Here is a 19434-nt window from a genome sequence, read left to right as displayed (position 1 = left end):
GCGTCCAGTTCACGCCGGATCGCGACGATCCGCTTGCGAATCGCCTTCCCGGTCCTGTTCGCGATGCGATGCGCACGACGGGAGCGTGGCAGGAGCCCCGTCTCGCCCTCCCTTTCCCAACGTCGTTTCAGCTCGTGGGCCCACTGGCGGCTCACACCGTGGAGGCGGGCGGCCTCGGAGACCGGCATGCCCGCCAGGATCGCGTTGATGATGGCCTTGTTGCGCAGGAACTCGCTGCGCGCCGCCCCGTCATCATGGTTGGATTGCGCTGACTGCTGCTGTGACTGTGTATCCATACACGGTCAACAACCGCCGACCTGTCAACCATGCCCTGAGACACCCGTCAACCATGCCCCAGGACACACCGTCAACCATGCCCCGAGACATGCGTCAACTATCCGCTCGGACTAGACATTACGGAGCAATGGCCTCATCTCCGTAATTTCCGCCGTTGTGCATCGGTAATCGGCGGTTCTTACGGAGATGAACGGCTTGCTCCGTAATTTCGGACGCTGACCGGTCGTAAGCGGCGGTTATTACGGAGCAATGGGACTTTCTCCGTAGAAACCGCCGCCGAGGTACGGGGACACGATTGGATAACAACAAACGTCAACAGACAACACACCAACAGACAACGTCACCGACAGACAACGCCACCACACACCGACAGACAACAACACACACCGACAGACAACAACACACACCGACAGACAACAACACCAACAAACAACTTCCACCACACATCAACAGACAACTTCCACCGACGATCCCGACAAGCGACAACGCCACCGAAAACGACCCAACAAACGACAACGCCGTCACAAACAGAGAAACGCCGCCTCCACACGGAAGCGGCGTCGACGATGGGCGATGGGAAGCACAGGCGATCCGAAACGGGAAGCCTTACCTCCCCTGCGTTTCGGAGGCGGTGAGCATGGCCTTGGTGACCTGCTCGTAGAGGTCCTGGTAGCCGCCAGGCGTGGAGGCGGGCAGCACCACGGTCTTCGCGTTGCTGGATTCGGAGAGCGAACGCATCACGTCGAGGTACTGGTTGAACAGCACCACGTTGTTCACGTCGTTGATGTTCATGCCCACGGCCTGCAGGCTCTTGATCTGGTCGACGATGCCGTTGGCGATCTCGCGGCGGTAGTTCGCCTGGCCCTCGCCCTGCAGACGGGTCTTCTCGGCTTCGGCGGCGGCCTGCGTCTCGATCTGGATGCGCTGAGCCTCGGCGCGCTGGCGCGTGGCCTCCTTCTCACGCTGGGCGGCGTTGATGGAGTCCATCGCGTTCTTCACCTGGGGCGAGGGGTCGATGGCGGTGATGAGCGTCTTGACGACGGTGAAGCCGAAGCGGCTCATCTCGTTGCCGACGGTCTTCTGCACGTCGAACGCGACGTCGTCCTTGCGGGCGAACGCGTCGTCGAGCGTGAGCGCCGGGATGGCGGAACGCAGCGCGTCCTCCATGTAGGAGCGCAGCTGGCCGGCCGGGTCGCGCAGCTCGTAGTAGGCGGTGGCCACGTTCTGCGCGTTGACGCGGAACTGGGTGGAGGCGACGACGGTGACGAACACGTTGTCGAGCGTCTTGGTCTCCAGCTGCACGTTGAGCTGGTTGACGCGCATGTTCGTCTTCATCGCGATGCGGTCGACGAACGGGATGCGGATGTGGATGCCGGCGAACTGCACCGACTTGAACTTGCCGAAGCGTTCGATGATGTACGCCTGCTGCTGCGGGACGATGAAGATCGCCGCGAACAGCAGCATGAGGATGACGACGAGGATGACGAGCAGCACGAACATGCTGCCGAAAGCCATTATTGTCATGATGGGTTCCCTTCCTTCGCACCGGCGCCGTCGCTGGCACCGGCTGTCACCACCCATCGTAGCAGTCCGGCCGCGGACGGGTCCGGAAACACCGTCCGCGGCCGATGCGCGGCCTACAGGCGCTCGAGCAGCTCCTTGACGGCGTCGGCGGCCGGGACGACCACCTTGTTCCCGCCGTCGCGGTCGCGGATCTCGATGGTGCCGTCGTTGACGAAGTCGCGGCCGACCACGGCGATGACGGGCACGCCGATGAGTTCGGCGTCCTTGAACTTGACGCCCGGGGAGACCTTCCTGCGGTCGTCGTAGATGACCTCGACGCCGTTCGCCTCGAGCTCGTCGACCAGCTTCTCGGCGCCGTCGAACGCCTCGGCGTTCTTGCCGGTGGCGACCACGTGCACCTGCGCGGGGGCGCAGACCTTCGGCCAGGCGAGGCCGCGCTCGTCGTGGTGGGTCTCGGCGATGCAGGCGAGCACGCGGGAGACGCCGATGCCGTAGCAGCCCATCCACACGGGGACGGCCTTACCGTTCTGGTCGAGGACCTTGAGGTCCAGGGCCTTCGAGTACTTGAGGCCGAGCTGGAAGACCTGGCCGATCTCGACGCCGCGCTCGAAGCTCAGCGGACCGGAGCCGTCCGGGCTCATGTCGCCGTGGCGCACCTCGACGGCCTCGACGGTGCCGTCGGCCTCGAAGTCACGGCCGTAGACGAGATCGTAGTAGTCGACCTCGTGCTCGTCGGCGCCGGTGAACCAGGCGGAGCCCTTGACCACGTGGGCGTCCACGAAGTAGCGGCACGGGTTCTCGACGCCGGCGGCCTCGGCCTGCGGGCCGAGCACCATCGGTCCGATATAGCCGAGCACCAGCTCCGGGTGCTTCTTCAGATCGTCCTCGGCGGCCTCCTCGATCTCGGCGGGCGCGAACTGCGCTTCGAGACGCTTCATGTCGACCGTGCGGTCGCCGGGCACGCCGACGACGACGACTTCGCGCCACGGCTCGTCGTGGTCCTCGTCCTCCGGATGCTTGATGGTGATCGCCACGTTCTTGAGGATGTCGGAGGCGGCCCAGCCGCGGCCGTCGGCGCGCGGATGGTCGGCGTCGGCGCGCTCGATCATCTTGTCGATGGTCTTCGCGTCCGGAGTGGCCTCCTTGTGCGCGGCCGGGGTGGCGGAGCAGTCGATCTCGGGCAGTTCGGGCGTGTGCAGCGCCTCGACGTTCCACGCCTTGCCGGACGGGGCGAGCGCGAACGTGTCCTCGCCGATCGGCATCGGCGCAAGGAACTCCTCGGACGCGGAACCGCCCATCGGGCCGGACATGGCGAACACCGGCACGTACTTGAGGTCGAGGCGCTGGAAGACGCGCTCGTAGGCGCCGCGCTCGTCGTAGTACGCCTTCTTCAGGCCCTCCTCGTCGATGCTGAACGAGTAGGCGTCCTTCATGACGAACTCGCGGCCGCGGATCAGACCGGCGCGCGGACGGAACTCGTCGCGGTACTTGGTCTGGATCTGGTAGAGCGTGACCGGCAGGTCCTTGTAGGACGAGTACATGTCCTTGACGAGGAGGGTGAACATCTCCTCATGGGTGGGGGCGAGCAGGTAGTCGGCCTTGTGGCGGTCCTTGAGACGGAAGATGTTGTCGCCGTACTCCTCCCAGCGGTGGGTGGCCTCGTACGGCTCACGCGGCAGCAGGGCCGGGAAGTGCACCTCCTGGGCGCCGATGCCGGCCATCTCCTCGCGGATGATCTCCTCGATCTTGTTGAGGACCTTCAGGCCCAGCGGCAGCCAGGTCCAGATGCCGGGGGCGGCCTTGCGGATGTAGCCGGCGCGCTGCAGCAGCTTCGCCGAATCGACGTCGGCGTCGGCGGGGTCCTCGCGCAACGTGCGCAGGAACAGGGTGGACATACGAAGGGTGTTGGAAGTCATAGGCTCCAACATATTCAACTCAACCGACAACCGCCTCCCCTAGCCGACCCCGCATCGTCCGGATGACGGATCTTGGTTTCCCGTCACCCTCGTGGGAGAATGGACGGGGACACACGAAGGGGACGGCAATGACGCGACAATCACCACGGCCATCGGTTCCACAGGCATCCGCTCCACAGGCATCCGCTCCACAGGCATCCATTCCGCAGGCATCCGCTCCACAGGCGTCGGCACCGCGCCCGTCGATACCGCCACGGCCATCGAATCCACGGACATCCACTCCACGGCCATCCGCTCCACAGGCGTCGGCGCCGCGCCCGTCGATACCGCCACGGCCATCCGCACCGACGCCACAGCAACCAACACCAACACCAACACCGGTCGTACCGTCGATGGAGCCCCGCCCGACGACGCCATGTTCTCATCCTTCCGCACCGCAACCACTCCCCCAGCCACCCGCCGCGCAACCGCACCGGTCCACCGTGCAGACGCTGCTGCTCGTGCTCGGCGTGGCCCTGGTGGTCATCGCCGTGTTCGCGTTCGCCTGGTTCGCGTACGGTCTGCTCGGCGACGTCGCCCGCACCGCGTGCGTGATCGCGGTGGGCGCGCTGGCGTTGGGGGTGGCGGTCGCGCTCACGCCGCGGCTGCGCGTCACCGCGGAAGGCCTCGCCTGGGCCGGGCTCATCGCCCTGGTCATCGGTGCGATCCTCGTCTCCACCATCGGCGGGCCGCACGTATCCGGCAAAACGACGTCGCTCGTCGCCGGCGCGCTGTTGCTCACGGCGTGCGCCGCCGCGCTCGGTCTTCGTCGCCTGCCGTTGCCCGCAGGCGTACCGCCCTTGCGCGCGTATTCGCTGTTCGCGACGTTCGCGCTGCCCGTCGCCGTGATGATGATGACGCATGCGCTGCCCGTGCCCGACGACCCGCAGCTGCTCACCCTGCAGAGCGTGCTCGGGGGCGGCGCGGCCGTCCTGTTCGCCGCCATGGTCCCGGCGGATCCGCGTCGACGCACGCCCGATTTCGAACGGGTCGCCGCGCTCGTCGTCGCCACGGTGATCCTCGTGTTCGGATCCGTGGAGCTCGCGATGGCCATCGACTACGGCGATCCCCTGTGGGCGTCGGCCCTGCTCGTGCCGTCGGTCTCCCTCACATGGCTGGGCGTGGCCACCGTCACCTACACGCGTACGATGGCGCGCACCGGCCGTGCGATGCCGTCCAGGCTCCGGTTCGTGCCGGTGGCCGCCCTCGTCTGGATACCGGCCGTCTCGACCACGCTGCTCATGCGCGTCCTCCCCTCGTCGATGCCGCTGGAGACCCAACGGATGTGCGCGTACCTGCCGGCGGTCGTCCTGGCCGCGCAGGCGGTGGTCGCCGCATGCGCGATGCCGTCGGATCCGTCGGACGGTCATCCGACCGGTTCCCCATCGGCGTCCGCACCGCGGTCCCGGGAAGGCGTCTCCGAGGCGGGCGCGACCGTATGGCCGACGTTCGGCACGGTGGAACGGGTGTCGGCCGCGCTCAACGGTTCGCTGGTGCTGCTCATCATGGTGTGCGGCGAGTTCGGGCGTGACGGCTTCGCGGCGCTGGTCACGGCGATGACGGCGTTCGCGGGGTTGCTGGCCGCCTCGGCCTGCGCGTGGATGCGCGCCGCCACGCCCGTCCTCAGGCCAGTGCGATCGCGCGATAGGCCGCCGATGCCAGTGCCTGCGGCCACATCCCCCATGCCGCAACCCTATGCGCCGATCGCATACCCGCCGGCCATGGAACCACCGGCCCCGTATCCGGTCATGCCGCAGCCGCCGTATCCGCCGGCTTCCCCGGCCCCATATCCGCAAATCATGATGGTGCCGAAGGCGCGCGGCGCGGATGCCGCCGGCGTGATCGCCACGGTCGCCGCCGCGCTGGCGACCGTGTTCCTGTTCTTCAGCACGCTGGCCGTGCCGCGCCCGTACGCACCGGTCGATCTCATCTGCGGGGCCGTCGGCGTGGTGGCGTTGGCCGCGGGAATCCGTTGGCTCGGGGTGTGGCCACGCGTGCGCAGCCGGGCCGCCCTGTGGCCTGCGCTCACCCTGCTCATGGCGCCGCCGCTGGTGGTGAGCTGGACCTCGCCGTTGTCGTTCCCGCGGGCGCTCATCCTGTTCGCCGTCGCATTGGCCATGGTGCTCTGGGGCGCGCTGCGGGGCCTCCAGGCGCCGCTCGTCGCCGGCACGGCGGTGATCGTGGCGCATATGGTCACCGTGCTGTGGCCGTGGCTGGCCGTGTTTTCCCGCCGGTTCTGGTGGGTGTGGCTGCTCGTTGGCGGTGTGGTCCTCATCGCGGCCGCGGCCCGCTACGAGGCGAGCCTCAAGACGATGCGGTCCCTGGCCACCCGCATCGGACAGCTGAGGTAGCGCGCCCCGCCGCCCGGAGACGGGCGCGGCCCTCCTCGCATGCCCGATGAGACGGGCCACGCAACCGATGCAGGGAAACTAGAATGGTTCGGGGGTGGTCAATATGGCACGGTCCAGGGAACGGTCCGACGAAGGACGGGATTTCGGGGCGACCGATACGGGAATCAGGAACGGGGAGACACCCATCGGCGACGGCGCCGGAATCATACGGAAGACGACGGGTCCGGAACGCATCCGTCCGGCGGCGGTGGCCGGCGCGTTCTACCCGGCCGATCGCGTGGCGCTCAAGCGGATGCTCGACCGTCAGCTCGACTATGGTCGCGGACTCGTCGCGAGACTCACGGGCGGCGGCGCGTCCCCGCTGCCGCAGGGCGCGCCGAAGGCGGTGATCGTGCCGCATGCCGGTTACGTGTATTCGGGTACGACGGCGGCGCTCGCCTACGCGTTGCTCGAACGCGGGCGCGGGCGCATCACCCGCGCGGTGATCGTCGGCCCCACGCATCGCGTGCCCGTGCGGGGCGTAGCGGCGCCAAGTGCCGATGTGTTCGCCACGCCGCTGGGCGTCGTCCGCGTGGATGTCGCCGCGGAACGGCGGGCATTGGGACTGGTGCGTGACGAGCCGTTGAGGGACGGCACGCACGCGGCGCGCCACGCGCCCGCGCCGGCCCTCGTCGTGAACGATGCGACGCATGCGCGCGAGCATGCGGTCGAGGTGCAGATCCCGTTTCTGCAGGCCGCGCTCGGCCCGGATATCGAGATCGTGCCGTTGAACGCGGGCGATGCGAGCCCGCGCGAGGTGGGCGACGTGCTGCGCGCCCTGTGGGGCGGCCCGGAGACGGTGATCGTGATCAGCTCGGATCTGTCGCACTACCATCCGCAGGAGTACGCGCGGGTGTTGGACGATGCGACCATCGACGCGATCGCGCGGCTCGACGGCCCGATCCGTCCGGATCGCGCGTGCGGCGCGTACCCGGTCAATGGCCTGTTGGACGTGCTGACGCGTGGGTTGGTCCCGGAGGATGTCGCTTCGGCCGGCACCGTCGGGGCGGCCTCCCCGTTCACGCCGCGCCTGCTCGGACGTTCCACGTCGGGCGACGACGGCGTGGTCGCCATCGCGGGAGAGGAACGTCCGGCGATGCGGAATCCGGACGAGGCGGTGGTCGGCTACGCGTCGTTCGCCGTGTGGGAGGACGAGGACCGCGGCACCGTGCTGCTGCGGCTGGCCCGGGCGGCGATCCGCGGGCGTCTCGGGTTGGCCGGCGATGCGACGGACGCTTCGGGGGACACCGTGGAGTCGATCATCGCCGCGCACCCGTGGCTGGACGAGCCGGGCGCGAGTTTCGTCACGTTGACGGAGGACGGCGGGCTGCGCGGATGCATCGGCACGTTGGAGGCGCATCAGCCGCTCGGACGCGACGTGGCCGAGCATGCGGTGGATGCGGCGATCCACGATCCGCGTTTCCTTCCGGTCGACGCCGACGAGTACCCGCTGCTCGACGTGGAGGTGTCCGTGCTGTCGAGGCCCAAGCCGATCGTCGTCGTGACGCCCGAATGGCGGCGCGGGGACGACGGCCTCATGGCCGCGGTCCCGTCGGAGCATCCGGTGCGCTCGCGCAACGAACTGGAACGCGCGTTGCGCCCCGGCGTGGACGGGCTCATCCTCACCGAACGGGGCGGACGGCGCCGCGCCACGTTCCTGCCGCAGGTGTGGGAGCAACTGCCCGATCCGCACGGATTCGTCTCGCATCTGCTTGCCAAGGCCGGGCTGCCCCCGGCCCTCGACTGGCGGAACGGCGAGATCGTCTGCGAGCGCTACGAGGTGACCGCCTATGCCGAGCGCTGACGGAACCCGCACCGACCCGGCGCTCGGCCGCTGGCAGACGCGGTTCGCGGACGGCACCGGCCGCGCGCGCTGCGAACTGTGCCCGCGTCGGTGCGTGCTGAAGCCCGGCCGGCGCGGCTTCTGCTTCGTGCGGTCGAACCATGACGGCGCGATCCGTTCCGACACGTACGGCCGCAGTTCCGGGTTCGCCGTGGATCCGGTGGAGAAGAAGCCGCTCAACCATTTCCACCCGGGTTCCGACGTGTTGAGTTTCGGCACGGCCGGCTGCAATTCGGCATGCCGGTTCTGCCAGAACTGGGACATCTCGCGTGCGCGTGATTTCGACCGTCTGGGTGTGGAGGCGTCGCCTGAGCGAATCGCGGCCGTCGCGGCCGATCGCGGCATCGGTTCGGTGGCGTTCACGTACAACGATCCGATCGTATTCGCCGAGTATGCGATCGACACGGCGTGGGCGTGCCGGGAGCGCGGCGTCCACCCGATCGCGGTGACGGCCGGATATATGGCCGCGCCGGCCCGCCCCGACTTCTACGCCGCGATGGATGCGGCGAACATCGACCTGAAGGGCTTCACCGAGGGGTTCTATTGGAAGGTGACCGGCACGCACTTGAAGGACGTGCTCGACACGATCGACTATGCGGTGAACGAGGCGCGCACGCCGGACGGTCGCCACGTGTGGGTGGAGCTGACGACGCTGCTCATCCCCGGCCGCAACGACGATGACGCGCAGTTGCATGCGGAATGCGCGTGGATCCGGGAAACGCTTGGACCGGACGTCCCGTTGCATTTCTCGGCGTTCCATCCCGCATGGAGGATGACCGACGTGCCGCCCACGCCGCACGCGACGCTCACGCGCGCACGTCGCATCGCGATGGCGGAGGGGTTGCGGTACGTGTACACCGGCAACGTGCACGATCGGGAGGGCGGCACCACGTTCTGCCCGAATCCGGATTGCCGTGCGCCGCTCGTGGTGCGCGACTGGTACCGCATCATCGGGAACCGGCTGGGCGGCGCGGACGACGCGGCAGGCACGACCGGCACCGCGGCCGACGCCCGGTGCCCCGAGTGCGGCACGCCGATCGCCGGCCGGTGGTGAACGGCCGGCCGCCATCGCCGCCGCGGACTACTGCACGTCGTTGAGTCCGTAGGCGACCGAACCGGGTTGGATGTCGCCGGCGAGCAACGTGTCCACGGTGACGATGTGGTAGCCCTTCCCCTGCAGCCCTTTGATGATGCCGGGCAGCGCCTTCACGGTTTCGGGGTTCCCGTCGCGCAGGGAGATGATCGAACCCGCGTACACGCCGTCGAGCGTGCGTTTCTCGATCTCGTCGGCGTCGCGTTCGCCCCAATCGCCCGGGTCCACGCCCCACAGGATCATCGCCTGGCCGCTCGCCTTGGCCTGCGCGCGCAGCACGTCGCTCCACGCACCGTCCGGCGGGCGGAACAGCGTGACCGGCTTTCCGGAGGCCGACGAGATCACCGAGTCCGTGTCCTTGAACCATTTGGCGAGCTGGTCGGAGCCCATCGCGTGCATCTGCGTGTGCCGCCACGACATCGACCCGACGCTGTGCCCTTCCGCGGCCATGCGCCCCACGAGTTTCACGTTGGAACCGCTGACGAACCGCCCCTGCAGGAAGAACGTGGCGGGCACGCCGGCCGACTTCAGGGCGTCGAGCACCTTCGGCGTGGTCTGCTTGTTCGGCCCGTCGTCGAAGGTGAGGGCCACGCAATCGGTGAAATGGCAGTCGAGCGGCATCAGCGCGATCACCTTGGCCGTCGCCTCGCTCAACGGCTGGATCTGCTCGTTCACGGCGTCGCTTGCGTCGGACGGCGTCGTGTCGAGCACGGCCTGCGCCGTGTCGATCGCGTTCCTGAGCGTACCGCGCGCCGTCTCGTCCGCCTTGCCCGATGACCGGTCGTAGGCGAGTCTCCCGCGCGCGATGAGCGCCGTCAACCGTTTGCGCACGTCCTGCGCGTTCAATCCGTCCTTCATCTGCCTGAGCGTGTCCGCGTCGTAGCGGATGGAGATGAGCCCGTCGGCCATCATGCTGGACGCCTTGCCATAGCGGTCGGCGAGCGCCGCAAGATCCTTGGTGCCCATGTCGGCGGCGCAGTCGAGTTCGGCGGGCGACTCCACGTCGGCGGTCCTCAGGTCGTCCATCCGCTGTTGGAGCCGGTCGCGGGTGTCGCTGTTCTCGATGCCCGCGGTGTCCTTGAGCAGCGTCGCGGCCTGGCGTGCGGCGGGTGTGTAGCCGGTGAGCGTCTCCGTGTATTGCGACCGCGCGGAGCGGCAGTCGGCGAGCGCCGTTGCGTGGTTGCGTGCGTTGAGGTCGAGGATCGACCGGGTGACGGTCCATCCGGCGAACACCGCGCCCGCCGCGAACACGGCGATGAGCGCGACGGTGAGCGGCTTGGGACGGCGGCGCGCCGTCACGTTCGCGGCGTCCGTCATGGTGCCCGTCGTCGGTATGTCCGTCGCGGATGCGCCGGCGTCGCCCGGCGTGGTTTCGTCGTCCGATCCGTCCGTTTCCATACCGTCGTCGCCGAGTTCGCGGAACACGTCGTCCGCATAGTCGTCGGCCGTTTCGTCATGTCGTGCGTCGTGCACCGGATCGTCGTCGATCCGGCCGTCGTCCGCGTCGTCGATGTGCTTGTCGTCCGTCATGACGCTCCTTCCCCGCGATGCCGTCCCGTCCATCATCCCATATGACGCCGTCGCGGGGCACCCCCCCCCCGACCCGGACGGGCCGCGGTTCAGAACAGGGCGTCCTGGTCGAAGCCGTCGAGGGACGCGCCCGTGCCGCCGGTCATGCCGGGTTTGAACGCGGCGGCGCCGTCGGCGGCGAGCAGGTCGGAGGCGGCGGCGGACGCTTCGCGCAGGTCGCCGTCGAGGGCGACCGCGTCGGGCGAGACGGTGAACATGCGGTTGTTGACGCCTTCCAGGTAGAGGCCGTCGAGCGATTCGACGCGGGAGAGCGCCACGTAGCCCATGCCGGGCGCGAACGTGCGTTTGAGGTCCATGACGGCGCGGTCGAGCGTCATGCCCTGCGATTTGTGGATGGTGATGCCCCACGCGCATCTGAGCGGCACCTGCGAGACGGAGGCGAGCACGGTGTCGCCGTCCATCATCTCCCATGTGGCGGGCTTCATCGTGACGATGTTGCCATTCTCGAATTCGACGATCGGCCAGCCGCCCTTGTTCTCCTGCGCGAAGCCGCGCACGGTGCCGAGCGATCCGTTCACGTATTGGCGGTCGGCGTCGTTGCGCAGAGCCATGACGGCCGCGCCTTCCTTGAGCACGAGCCGTTCGGGGGCGAGCATGTTGCGTTTGAGCCGTTCGACGAGGTTCGCGGGCCCCGCCTGCTGCGCGTGGAACTCGTGGCTGTCGAGCATGATGTTCGCCAGGCGCAGGTCGTTGAGGTTGTCGGCCTGCCGGTTCACGGGGAACAGGTGCGTGGCGACCGTGCCGGGTTCGGGCGCGACACCGAGCCTGGTGACGAGCGCGTCGCGGTCGGCGTCGTCGACGCGGCTTTCGCGGATGTGCGTGAGCACGGTGAGCAGGCGTCCGTCGTCCTGACGGTGCTGTTCGGTCAGATAGCAGACGACCGGGTCGAGTTCCGGCCAGACCAACGATTCGGTGACGAAGCCTTCCGGGTCGAGGCCGGCACGCGCGTACCGTTCGCGCGACGCCGTGAACTCGGGGGTGGGCGGGATCACGTCGCGGTTGCGGCCGGACACGGAGACCGGCGGCAGCTGGAAGAGGTCGCCGGAGAGCACGACCTGCAGGCCTCCGAACGGGCGCGGGTCGCGGCGCACCTCGCGGCATACTTGGTCGACCATGTCGAACAGCCACGCGTGCAGCATCGACACCTCGTCGATGACGAGCACGTCGACCGACTGGATCCTGCGTTTGCGGCGCGTCTTGATGGTCTTGAGCAGACTGGGCGTGAGCACGTTCGCGAGTCCCACGCCGCTCCACGAGTGGATGGTCTGCCCGTCGACGTGCGTGGCGGCGATGCCGGTGGAGGCGGTCACGGCGACGCTCGCGCCGTCCGCGCGCGCCTGGCGGATGAACTCGTTCAACGCGTACGTCTTGCCCGCGCCGGGCGCGCCCGTGAGGAACACGTTCGCCCCGGCGTTGAGGATCGCGAGCGCCTCGGATTGTCTCATGCCCCGTAATGCCCCTATGCGGCTATTCGGCCTTGGCGTTGAGGCTGGTGGCGACGATCTCGTCGCGGATGCGCGCGGCCTCGGCGGCGTCCGGCCCGGGCGCGGCGGCCATGACGGCGGCGCGGTAGTAGCGCAGTTCGTCGAGCGATTCGATGATGTCGGCGAGGGCGCGGTGGCCGCCGTTCTTCGGCGGGCGGTTCTCGTACACGGCCGGGTACCAGCGGCGGGCGAGCTCCTTGAACGTGCTCACGTCGATGCTGCGGTAGTGCAGGTGGCTCATGAGGTTCGGCATGTAATGGTCGAGGAACTTCTTGTCGCTGCCGATGGTGTTGCCGGCGAGCAGCGGCTTGACGCCGTCCGGCGTGAAGCGCAGCACGTACTCGGTGACCTTCCTCTCGGCCTCCTCGAGGCTGAGGCCGTGCTCCCACTCGTTGATGAGGCCGGAGCGGGTGTGCATCTGGCGCACGAAGTCGTTCATGTGCGCCACGGCCTTGTCGGAAGGCCTGATGACGTAGTCGACGCCCTCGTCGAGCACGTTAAGGTCGAAGTCGGTGGGCACGACGGACACCTCGACGAGCTCGTCGCCGCCGAAGATGTCGAGTCCGGTCATCTCGCAGTCGATCCAGATGAGGCGGGATCCCTCCGCCGTGTACGTTTCCGCGTCGTGCGCGTCCACCATCGTGTGCCTCTTTCCGTAAATCCATATGCCTGGGCAGAACAGTACAGACTATACCGCGGAAACGACGAACGGGCCCCGGCGGCGGAAACCGCCGGGGCCCGTTCGGCAGGAGGAAGGGGATGGAGGAAGTGTGGTCCCTCCCGCGGCCCGTGCACGACGAGCCGCAGGAGAAGTTCGGGTGCGCTCCCCCGGCTCGCCGGAGCGGGCCCGCGGGAGCGGTGCGTGTCACTTGACGCGCTTGATGCCGAGGACGGCGATCGCGGCGATCGCGGCCATGGCAATGGCGGTCGGGAACACGAAGTTGTAGGAGTGGGTGGCGGCGACGATGCTGGAGGTGATCGCCACGCCGATGGCCTGGCCGGCGCAGGTGGCGATGTTCATGAAGCCGAGGTCCTTGCCCGCGGTCTCCTTGTTCGGCAGGACGTCCACGTTCAGCGCCTGGTCGACGGACAGGTACATGCCGTAGCCGAAGGAGGCGATGCCGCCGAAGAGGAACATGCCCATCTCGGTCGGGAAGACCCACGGCATGGCCAGGCCGATGGCGAACACGGCGCAGGCGACGGCGATCGGGGCCTTGCGGCGGTGCAGCGCGTCGGCGATCGGGCCGGAGATCAGGGAGGCGACCATGGAGGCGACCATGGTGAGCACGGAGATGACGGCCATCGCGTTGGCGGCCTGCTTGTCGGAGTCGCCGATGTGGTCGGTCAGGATGTACAGCTGGTAGCTGAAGATCATCTGGTAGGCGACGATGAGGCAGGTGCGGCAGATGAACGCGCGGTAGAAGTCGCCGCAGTCCTTGAGCGGCGGGGTGAGGGATTCGAGGATGACCTTGCCCATGGACTTGGAGGTGTCCTTCGGGGCGTCCTTGCTGGACGGCTCCTTCGGGGTGAGGACCACGGCGAGCACGCCGGCGGCGAGGGCGCACAGGCCGGTGCAGACGAAGCCGAGTTCGACGTTCTCCATGAAGCGGGAGCCGATGAGCGTGCCGATGCCCTGGCCGATCACGCCGCCGCCGCCGATGGCCGCGGAGACGGTCGCACGGTTGGATTCCTCGACGCGGTCGGAGATGAGGGCGTAGATCGGGGCCTGCACCATGTTGAGGCCGACGAGGGCGAGGATGTAGAAGATGGCGATGAGCAGTGCGGTGGACGGGCGGGACAGCGACCAGAAGCAGATGCCGTAGATGAACGCGCCGGTGAAGATCCACGGGGTGCGCTTGCCCCACTTGCTGCGGGTGCGGTCGGACAGGGCGCCGACGAACAGGGCGATGAAGATGGAGGCGATGGAGCCCGCGGAGTTGATCGCGCCGAGGGCGGCGGTCGACTCGACGGCGCCCATGCCGAGGTCGGCGCGCAGTCGCTGCGGGACCAGCACGGACATGGTGCCGAAGAAGGCGACGCCGGAGAGGACGGCGAAGGCCATGAAGCCGGCGACGTAGCGCCACTTCTCGGATGGGGTGTTGCGGATCGGGGCCGCGCTTGCTGCTGTCATTGTTCCTTGTTCTTTCTCTTCATTGAGTGGTTGGTTGGATTGAGGTTTCGGGTGAAGGATGGAAGACGGTCCGGCCGGGTTGGAGGATGTCCGGCCCGGCCGGACCGGGAAATGGGAGGGATGGTAAGTGCGTCGTCTCCGTGGGGGGACGCAGCTCAGGCGAGCTGGATCCAGGCGGAGGTGTCCTGCGGCAGCTTGCCGTCGTCGGTCAGTGGGCCGGAGGTGAGGAGCACCTCGCCGGTGGGCAGGTCGACCGGGTCGGCGCCGAAGTTGGTGATCGACGCCCAGCCGTTGGCGCGCTTGTAGGCGATGGTGCCGCCGGTGAAGCCGTTCGCGCCGTCCGGCTTGCCCGTGGAGCGGTCCTCGGGCAGCCATTCGAGGCTCAGGTCGTTGGTCTGCAGCTTGTGGCGCAGGGCCAGCGTGCGGCGGTACAGGTTGAGCATCGAGTCCGGGTCGGCGGCCTCCTTGTCCGCGGCGAAGTCCGTGTACCACGCCGGCTGGGGCAGGTGGGCCTCCTCGGCCGGGGTGCCGTCGGCCTTGGCGGCCGGGGTGAAGCCGAAGGAGTTCGCCGGATCGGCCGTCCACGGCAGCGGCACGCGGCAGCCGTCGCGGCCCTTGGTGGACGCGGCCTGCGAGGTGCGGTGGCCGGACGGGTCCTCGACGCGGTCCCACGGGATGTCGGCGACCTCGAACAGGCCAAGTTCCTCGCCCTGGTAGACGTAGGCGGAGCCGGGCAGCGCCATCTCCATGAGGATCGCGGCGCGGGCGCGGCGGGTACCGGCCTCCTTGTCGAGCGGGTAGGTGGTGCCGTCGCGCAGCACCCAGTCCTTGGCGAGCTGGTGGTATTCGCTGGTGGGCACCTGCGGCAGGCCGTAGCGGGTGGCGTGGCGCACCACGTCGTGGTTGCTCATCACCCACGTGGCGGAGGAGCCGGAGCGTTCGGCGCTTTCGATGCCCTCCTCGATGGCCTGGTGCATGTTGTCGCGGATCCAGTCCTTCTTGGCGAACTCGAAGTTGAAGATCTGGCCCAGGTCGTCCGGGCTGGCGTACAGGTACTGGCGGTTGGGCTGCACCCATGCCTCGGCGACGGCGAACGCCGGCGGGTTGTACTCGTTGAAGACCTTGCGCCACTCGTGGTAGATCTCGTGGACCTCGTCGCGGTCGATGACCGGATGGGAGCCGTCGTCCGGCTGGTCGGAGGTGCACCACACGACGTAGTTGTCGAGATCGTCGCGGTCGAGGTCCTTGGCCAGGCCGTGGGCGACGTCCACACGGAAGCCGTCGGCGCCGTGGTCGAGCCAGAAGCGCAGCGTGGTGAGGAAGTCCTCGCGCACCTCGGGGTTGTTCCAGTTCCAGTCGGGCTGTTCCTTGGTGAACATGTGCAGGTACCACTGGCCGTCGGGCACGCGGGTCCAGGCCGGGCCGCCGAAGTGGTTCTCCCAGTTGGTGGGCGGCTGGTCGCCGTTGGGGCCCTTGCCTTCGCGGAAGATGTAGCGGTCTCGCTCCGGGGATCCGGGGGCGGCCTTGAGGGCCTCCTGGAACCAGGGGTGCAGGTTGGAGCTGTGGTTGGGGACGATGTCGACGACGACCTTGATGCCACGCTCATGCGCGGCCTTGGCGAGCTCGTCGAAGTCGTCCATGGTGCCGAGCTTGGGGTCGACGTTGCGGTAGTCGTCCACGTCGTAGCCGCCGTCGGCGAGCTGGGAGGGATAGAAGGGGCTGAGCCAGATGGCGTCCACGCCGAGGTCGGCGAGGTAGCCGATCTTCTCGGTGACGCCGGCGATCTGACCGAGGCCCTCGCCCTTGGTGTCCTTGAAGGAGCGCGGATAGACCTGATAGACGACCGCCTGCTTCCACCACAGCGCGGGATCGGTGGCTTCGACCATGTGTTCCTCCTTGAATACAAACGCTTGCATTTAAGCGTTCCAACATGTTCTTCGTTTTTGCAGTACTTGAATAATAGCGCTTGCACCACGATATGCAAAACGGCATGCAATCGGCGTGTCGAACGGGTTTGACATTGACATGAAATGGCGGATTTGCAATACTGCAAACGCTTTTATAGAATATCGATAAAAGCGTTTTAAGCGCATGGAGTATCGTAATAACGGCGCCGATCCGAAGGCGGGCGCGGCACGGACGCGATACCGACATGCCGCCGGCGGATTCGCGATGAAGGCGCCGATGCGGCGTATGGCGCGTCGCACGACGAACATCGCATGCATCGGCGACGGCACGACACATGCGCACGCAACGACACGATGAGGGAGGACGGTCATGCCCGGTCAGCAGACGAGAACGACGATCGCGGACGTGGCGAAGGAGGCCGGGGTCTCCGTATCCACCGTCTCGCGCGCCCTGCGCGGCCTCGACAAGGTCAATCCGGACACGCGCGCCCGCGTCGAGGCCGCCGCCGAGAAGCTCCGGTTCACCTTCTCCAAGACCGCCTCCTCGCTGGCCAGCGGCAAGGCGATGCGCGTGGCCGTCCTGCTGCCCAACGAGATCAACAGCTGGTTCAACGCGAACACCTTCGAGGGCGTGTACGAGGTGCTCTCGCGCGAGGGCTACGACGTGGTCCCCTACGTGATGTGGGAGGAGGACGACCTCGCCCGGTTCCTCCGCACGCTGCCGGGCACGCAGAACTTCGACGCGGTGATCGTCGTCTCGTTCATCCTCGACCGGGCGCAGCGCGCGTTCCTCGACACGCTCACCATCCCGATGGTCGGCATCAACGTGCCGTCGACCGAAGGCTTCGACGCCACCGTGCGCATCGACGACGAGGCCGCCATGCACGGCGTCGTGCGCCTGCTGCGTTCGCTCGGGCACGAGGCCATCGCCTACGTGGAGCAACCGGTGCAGCCCTCGCCGTTCACCTGCAGCGATTCGGTGCGCATGGACGGCTTCCTCGATGCGGCGGCGCGGGAGGGATACGACGAGGAGCACATCCTCACGATCCCCTCGCTGTCACGCCTCGGTTCGGAGGATGAGGAGGAGGCCCAGGAGTCGGTCGGCGGCGAGGCCGCGGCGATCTCCGGCATCGCCGCGCAGCTCGTGGGCGCGATCTGCCGGCCCACCGGCATCTGCGTGGAGAACGACCGGTGCGCCGTGCTGCTGCTCAAGGAGCTGCGCCGCCTCGGCTGGCGCATCCCCGAGGAGGTGTCGCTCGTCGGCTTCGACGGCGATTCGGTGGGCGACGTGGTCGACCTGACCACCGTGCGGCAGAACCCGCTGCAGCTGGGACGCGCGGCCGCGGGCAAGACGCTCGCCCTGATGCGCGACGAACCGCTCGACGAACCGCACACGGTGGCCCCCACCTCCCTGCTCATGCGCGCCACCACCTCCAGGCTTTCCTCGGGCCGCACGCTCGCGGCCTGAGTCCGGGCGGTGCGCCGCCACGGCGGCGGACGGCGCACACCGGGCCGGATGTACGGCATATACGACGAACGGGGCCCCGCCCATCAGGCGGGACCCCGTTCGTCGTATCCACGCGTCACGCGTCACGCATCTGCCGCGCGCGGCGGCGCAGCACCCGGTCGAAGCCGGTCAGTTGGCGTGGAAGCCGGAGTAGTTCGGGGCCTCGGCCGTCATCACGATGTCGTGCGGGTGCGACTCGCGCAGGCCGGCGTCGGTGATGCGGATGAAGCGGCCCTTCTCGGCCATCTCGGAGATGTTGTGCGCGCCGATGTAGAACATCGACTGGTGCAGACCGCCGAGCATCTGGTAGAGCACGGCGTTGAGCGGTCCGCGGTACGGGACCTCGCCCTCGACGCCCTCCGGCACGACCTTGTCGTTGGAGGTGACATCGGCCTGGAAGTAGCGGTCCTTGGAGTAGGACTTCTTGCCGCGCGGGGCCATCGCGCCGAGGGAGCCCATGCCGCGGTACAGCTTGTACTGCTTGCCGTGCAGGAGCACCTTCTCGCCCGGGGCCTCCTCGCAGCCGGCGAGGGTGCCGCCGAGCATCACGGAGGACGCGCCGGCCACGAGGGCCTTGGCGATGTCGCCGGAGTAATGGATGCCGCCGTCGGCGATGCAGGGCACGCCGGCCGCACGGCAGGCCTGGGCGGCCTCGTACACGGCGGTGAGCTGCGGGACGCCGACGCCGGCGACCACGCGCGTGGTGCAGATGGAGCCCGGTCCGATGCCGACCTTGACGGCGTCGGCGCCGGCGTCGATCATCGCCTGCGCGCCGGAACGGGTGCCGACGTTACCGCCGATGATCTGCACGCCGTCGAAGGCGGAGTCGTGCTTGAGGCGGGAGATCATGTCGAGGGCGAGACGGGCCTCGCCGTTGGCGGTGTCGACGACGAGCACGTCGACGCCGGCCTCCATCAGAGCGGAGGCGCGCTGCCAGGCGTCGCCGAGGAAGCCGACGCCGGCGGCGACGCGCAGGCGGCCCTGCTCGTCCTTGGTGGCGTCCGGGTACTGCTCGGTCTTGACGAAGTCCTTGACGGTGATCAGGCCGGTCAGGTGGCCCTCGGCGTCGACGAGCGGCAGCTTCTCGACCTTGTGCTTGGCAAGCAGGTCGTGCGCGTCCTCCTTGGAGATGTCGGACGGGCCGGTGATGAGGTTCTCGCGGGTCATGACGTCGCGCACCTTGAGGTGGTCGTAGTCCTCGGACGCGATGAATCGCATGTCGCGGTTGGTGATGATGCCGACGAGCTTGTTGTCCTTGTCGACGACCGGCAGGCCGGAGATGTGGAACTTGCCGCACAGCTTGTCGAGGTCGGCGAGGGTGACGTCCGGGTTCACGGTCAGCGGGTCGGTGATCATGCCGGACTCGGAGCGCTTGACGACGTCGACCTGGGCGGCCTGGTCGTCGATGGAGAGGTTGCGGTGCAGCACGCCGATGCCGCCGTTGCGGGCCATGGCGATGGCCATCTCGGACTCGGTCACGGTGTCCATGGCGGCGGAGAGGACCGGGGCCTTCATCGTGATCTTGCGGGTCAGATGGGTGGTGGTGTCCACCTCGGAGGGAATGACGTCCGTCTCGTTCGGCAGCAGCAGCACATCGTCATAGGCGAGGCCGAGCTTGGCGAAGATGGGAGGGAGCGGAGCGTACGCGGACTGCGCGTTCATATCGGGGTTTGTAGCCATGCGTCCACTATAAGAACGTGGGGTGACGTTACG

At 68.1% G+C, this 19434-nt stretch carries 13 protein-coding genes; 4 read left to right on the top strand and 9 right to left on the bottom strand.

The genetic code is table 11. From position 1 onward, the window contains the following. The 3 genes from GFD21_RS05435 to GFD21_RS05425 all read right to left on the bottom strand — a co-directional run. A partial coding sequence (locus tag GFD21_RS05435; protein ID WP_163196912.1) for a helix-turn-helix domain-containing protein occupies window positions 1-296 on the bottom strand: 296 nt, incomplete at its 3' end. A 607-nt stretch (window positions 297-903) separates the two neighbouring features. Next, window positions 904-1812, bottom strand: a complete 909-nt coding sequence (locus tag GFD21_RS05430; protein ID WP_404801559.1) for an SPFH domain-containing protein — start codon at window positions 1810-1812, stop codon at window positions 904-906. Window positions 1813-1934: 122 nt separating this feature from the next. Further along, window positions 1935-3737 (bottom strand): proline--tRNA ligase, encoded by a 1803-nt coding sequence (locus GFD21_RS05425; protein ID WP_163196910.1) that lies wholly within the window; start codon window positions 3735-3737, stop codon window positions 1935-1937. Window positions 3738-4219: 482 nt separating this feature from the next. Between GFD21_RS05425 and GFD21_RS05420 the strand changes: the two genes are divergently transcribed. From GFD21_RS05420 to amrS, 3 genes are all read left to right on the top strand, one after another. Next, window positions 4220-6127, top strand: coding sequence for an SCO7613 C-terminal domain-containing membrane protein (locus tag GFD21_RS05420; RefSeq protein ID WP_163196909.1), 1908 nt, complete (start codon window positions 4220-4222; stop codon window positions 6125-6127). A 103-nt stretch (window positions 6128-6230) separates the two neighbouring features. Beyond that, on the top strand, window positions 6231-7970 hold the full coding sequence (amrB, locus tag GFD21_RS05415; RefSeq protein ID WP_163196908.1) for an AmmeMemoRadiSam system protein B: 1740 nt from the start codon (window positions 6231-6233) through the stop codon (window positions 7968-7970). Next, a complete protein-coding gene (gene amrS / locus GFD21_RS05410; protein ID WP_163196907.1) occupies window positions 7957-9063 on the top strand; it encodes an AmmeMemoRadiSam system radical SAM enzyme in 1107 nt (368 codons plus the stop codon). The genes amrB and amrS overlap by 14 nt, the downstream gene beginning before the upstream one ends. 27 nt (window positions 9064-9090) lie before the next feature. Here the strand turns inward: amrS and GFD21_RS05405 are convergent, their stop codons facing one another. The 5 genes from GFD21_RS05405 to GFD21_RS05385 form a co-directional block, all read right to left on the bottom strand. Next, complete coding sequence (locus GFD21_RS05405) at window positions 9091-10632, bottom strand: polysaccharide deacetylase family protein (protein WP_163196906.1); 1542 nt, start codon at window positions 10630-10632, stop codon at window positions 9091-9093. Between the two features lie 89 nt (window positions 10633-10721). Then, window positions 10722-12137, bottom strand: a complete 1416-nt coding sequence (locus GFD21_RS05400) for a DEAD/DEAH box helicase (RefSeq protein ID WP_163196905.1) — start codon at window positions 12135-12137, stop codon at window positions 10722-10724. Window positions 12138-12159: 22 nt separating this feature from the next. After that, window positions 12160-12816, bottom strand: a complete 657-nt coding sequence (orn, locus tag GFD21_RS05395) for an oligoribonuclease (RefSeq protein ID WP_163196904.1) — start codon at window positions 12814-12816, stop codon at window positions 12160-12162. 225 nt (window positions 12817-13041) lie between these two features. Then, the gene (locus tag GFD21_RS05390) at window positions 13042-14307 is read right to left on the bottom strand and encodes an MFS transporter (RefSeq protein WP_163196903.1); all 1266 of its coding nucleotides are present in this window, start codon (window positions 14305-14307) and stop codon (window positions 13042-13044) included. Between the two features lie 155 nt (window positions 14308-14462). Next, on the bottom strand, window positions 14463-16193 hold the full coding sequence (locus tag GFD21_RS05385; protein WP_163196902.1) for a glycoside hydrolase family 13 protein: 1731 nt from the start codon (window positions 16191-16193) through the stop codon (window positions 14463-14465). Between the two features lie 391 nt (window positions 16194-16584). Here GFD21_RS05385 and GFD21_RS05380 point away from each other — a divergent pair, with 391 nt between their 5' ends. Beyond that, a complete protein-coding gene (locus GFD21_RS05380; RefSeq protein WP_163196901.1) occupies window positions 16585-17682 on the top strand; it encodes a LacI family DNA-binding transcriptional regulator in 1098 nt (365 codons plus the stop codon). Between the two features lie 168 nt (window positions 17683-17850). Here the strand turns inward: GFD21_RS05380 and guaB are convergent, their stop codons facing one another. Then, window positions 17851-19401 (bottom strand): IMP dehydrogenase, encoded by a 1551-nt coding sequence (gene guaB / locus GFD21_RS05375; RefSeq protein ID WP_163196900.1) that lies wholly within the window; start codon window positions 19399-19401, stop codon window positions 17851-17853. Window positions 19402-19434: the final 33 nt, after the last annotated feature.

The organism is Bifidobacterium platyrrhinorum (assembly GCF_010667645.1).
Taxonomy (GTDB): Bacteria; Actinomycetota; Actinomycetes; order Actinomycetales; family Bifidobacteriaceae; genus Bifidobacterium; species Bifidobacterium platyrrhinorum.
Note: the sequence above shows the minus strand (reverse complement) of the source record. Positions and strands in the feature narration are given on the sequence as shown.

Coding starts and splice junctions, on each gene's coding strand:
- GFD21_RS05430 (WP_404801559.1), bottom strand. CDS start 1,812: ATGGCTTTCGGCAGCATGTTCGTGCTGCTCGTCATCCTCGTCGTCATC.
- GFD21_RS05425 (WP_163196910.1), bottom strand. CDS start 3,737: ATGACTTCCAACACCCTTCGTATGTCCACCCTGTTCCTGCGCACGTTG.
- amrB (WP_163196908.1), top strand. CDS start 6,231: ATGGCACGGTCCAGGGAACGGTCCGACGAAGGACGGGATTTCGGGGCG.
- amrS (WP_163196907.1), top strand. CDS start 7,957: ATGCCGAGCGCTGACGGAACCCGCACCGACCCGGCGCTCGGCCGCTGG.
- GFD21_RS05405 (WP_163196906.1), bottom strand. CDS start 10,632: ATGACGGACGACAAGCACATCGACGACGCGGACGACGGCCGGATCGAC.
- GFD21_RS05400 (WP_163196905.1), bottom strand. CDS start 12,137: ATGAGACAATCCGAGGCGCTCGCGATCCTCAACGCCGGGGCGAACGTG.
- orn (WP_163196904.1), bottom strand. CDS start 12,816: ATGGTGGACGCGCACGACGCGGAAACGTACACGGCGGAGGGATCCCGC.
- GFD21_RS05390 (WP_163196903.1), bottom strand. CDS start 14,307: ATGACAGCAGCAAGCGCGGCCCCGATCCGCAACACCCCATCCGAGAAG.
- GFD21_RS05385 (WP_163196902.1), bottom strand. CDS start 16,193: ATGGTCGAAGCCACCGATCCCGCGCTGTGGTGGAAGCAGGCGGTCGTC.
- GFD21_RS05380 (WP_163196901.1), top strand. CDS start 16,585: ATGCCCGGTCAGCAGACGAGAACGACGATCGCGGACGTGGCGAAGGAG.
- guaB (WP_163196900.1), bottom strand. CDS start 19,401: ATGGCTACAAACCCCGATATGAACGCGCAGTCCGCGTACGCTCCGCTC.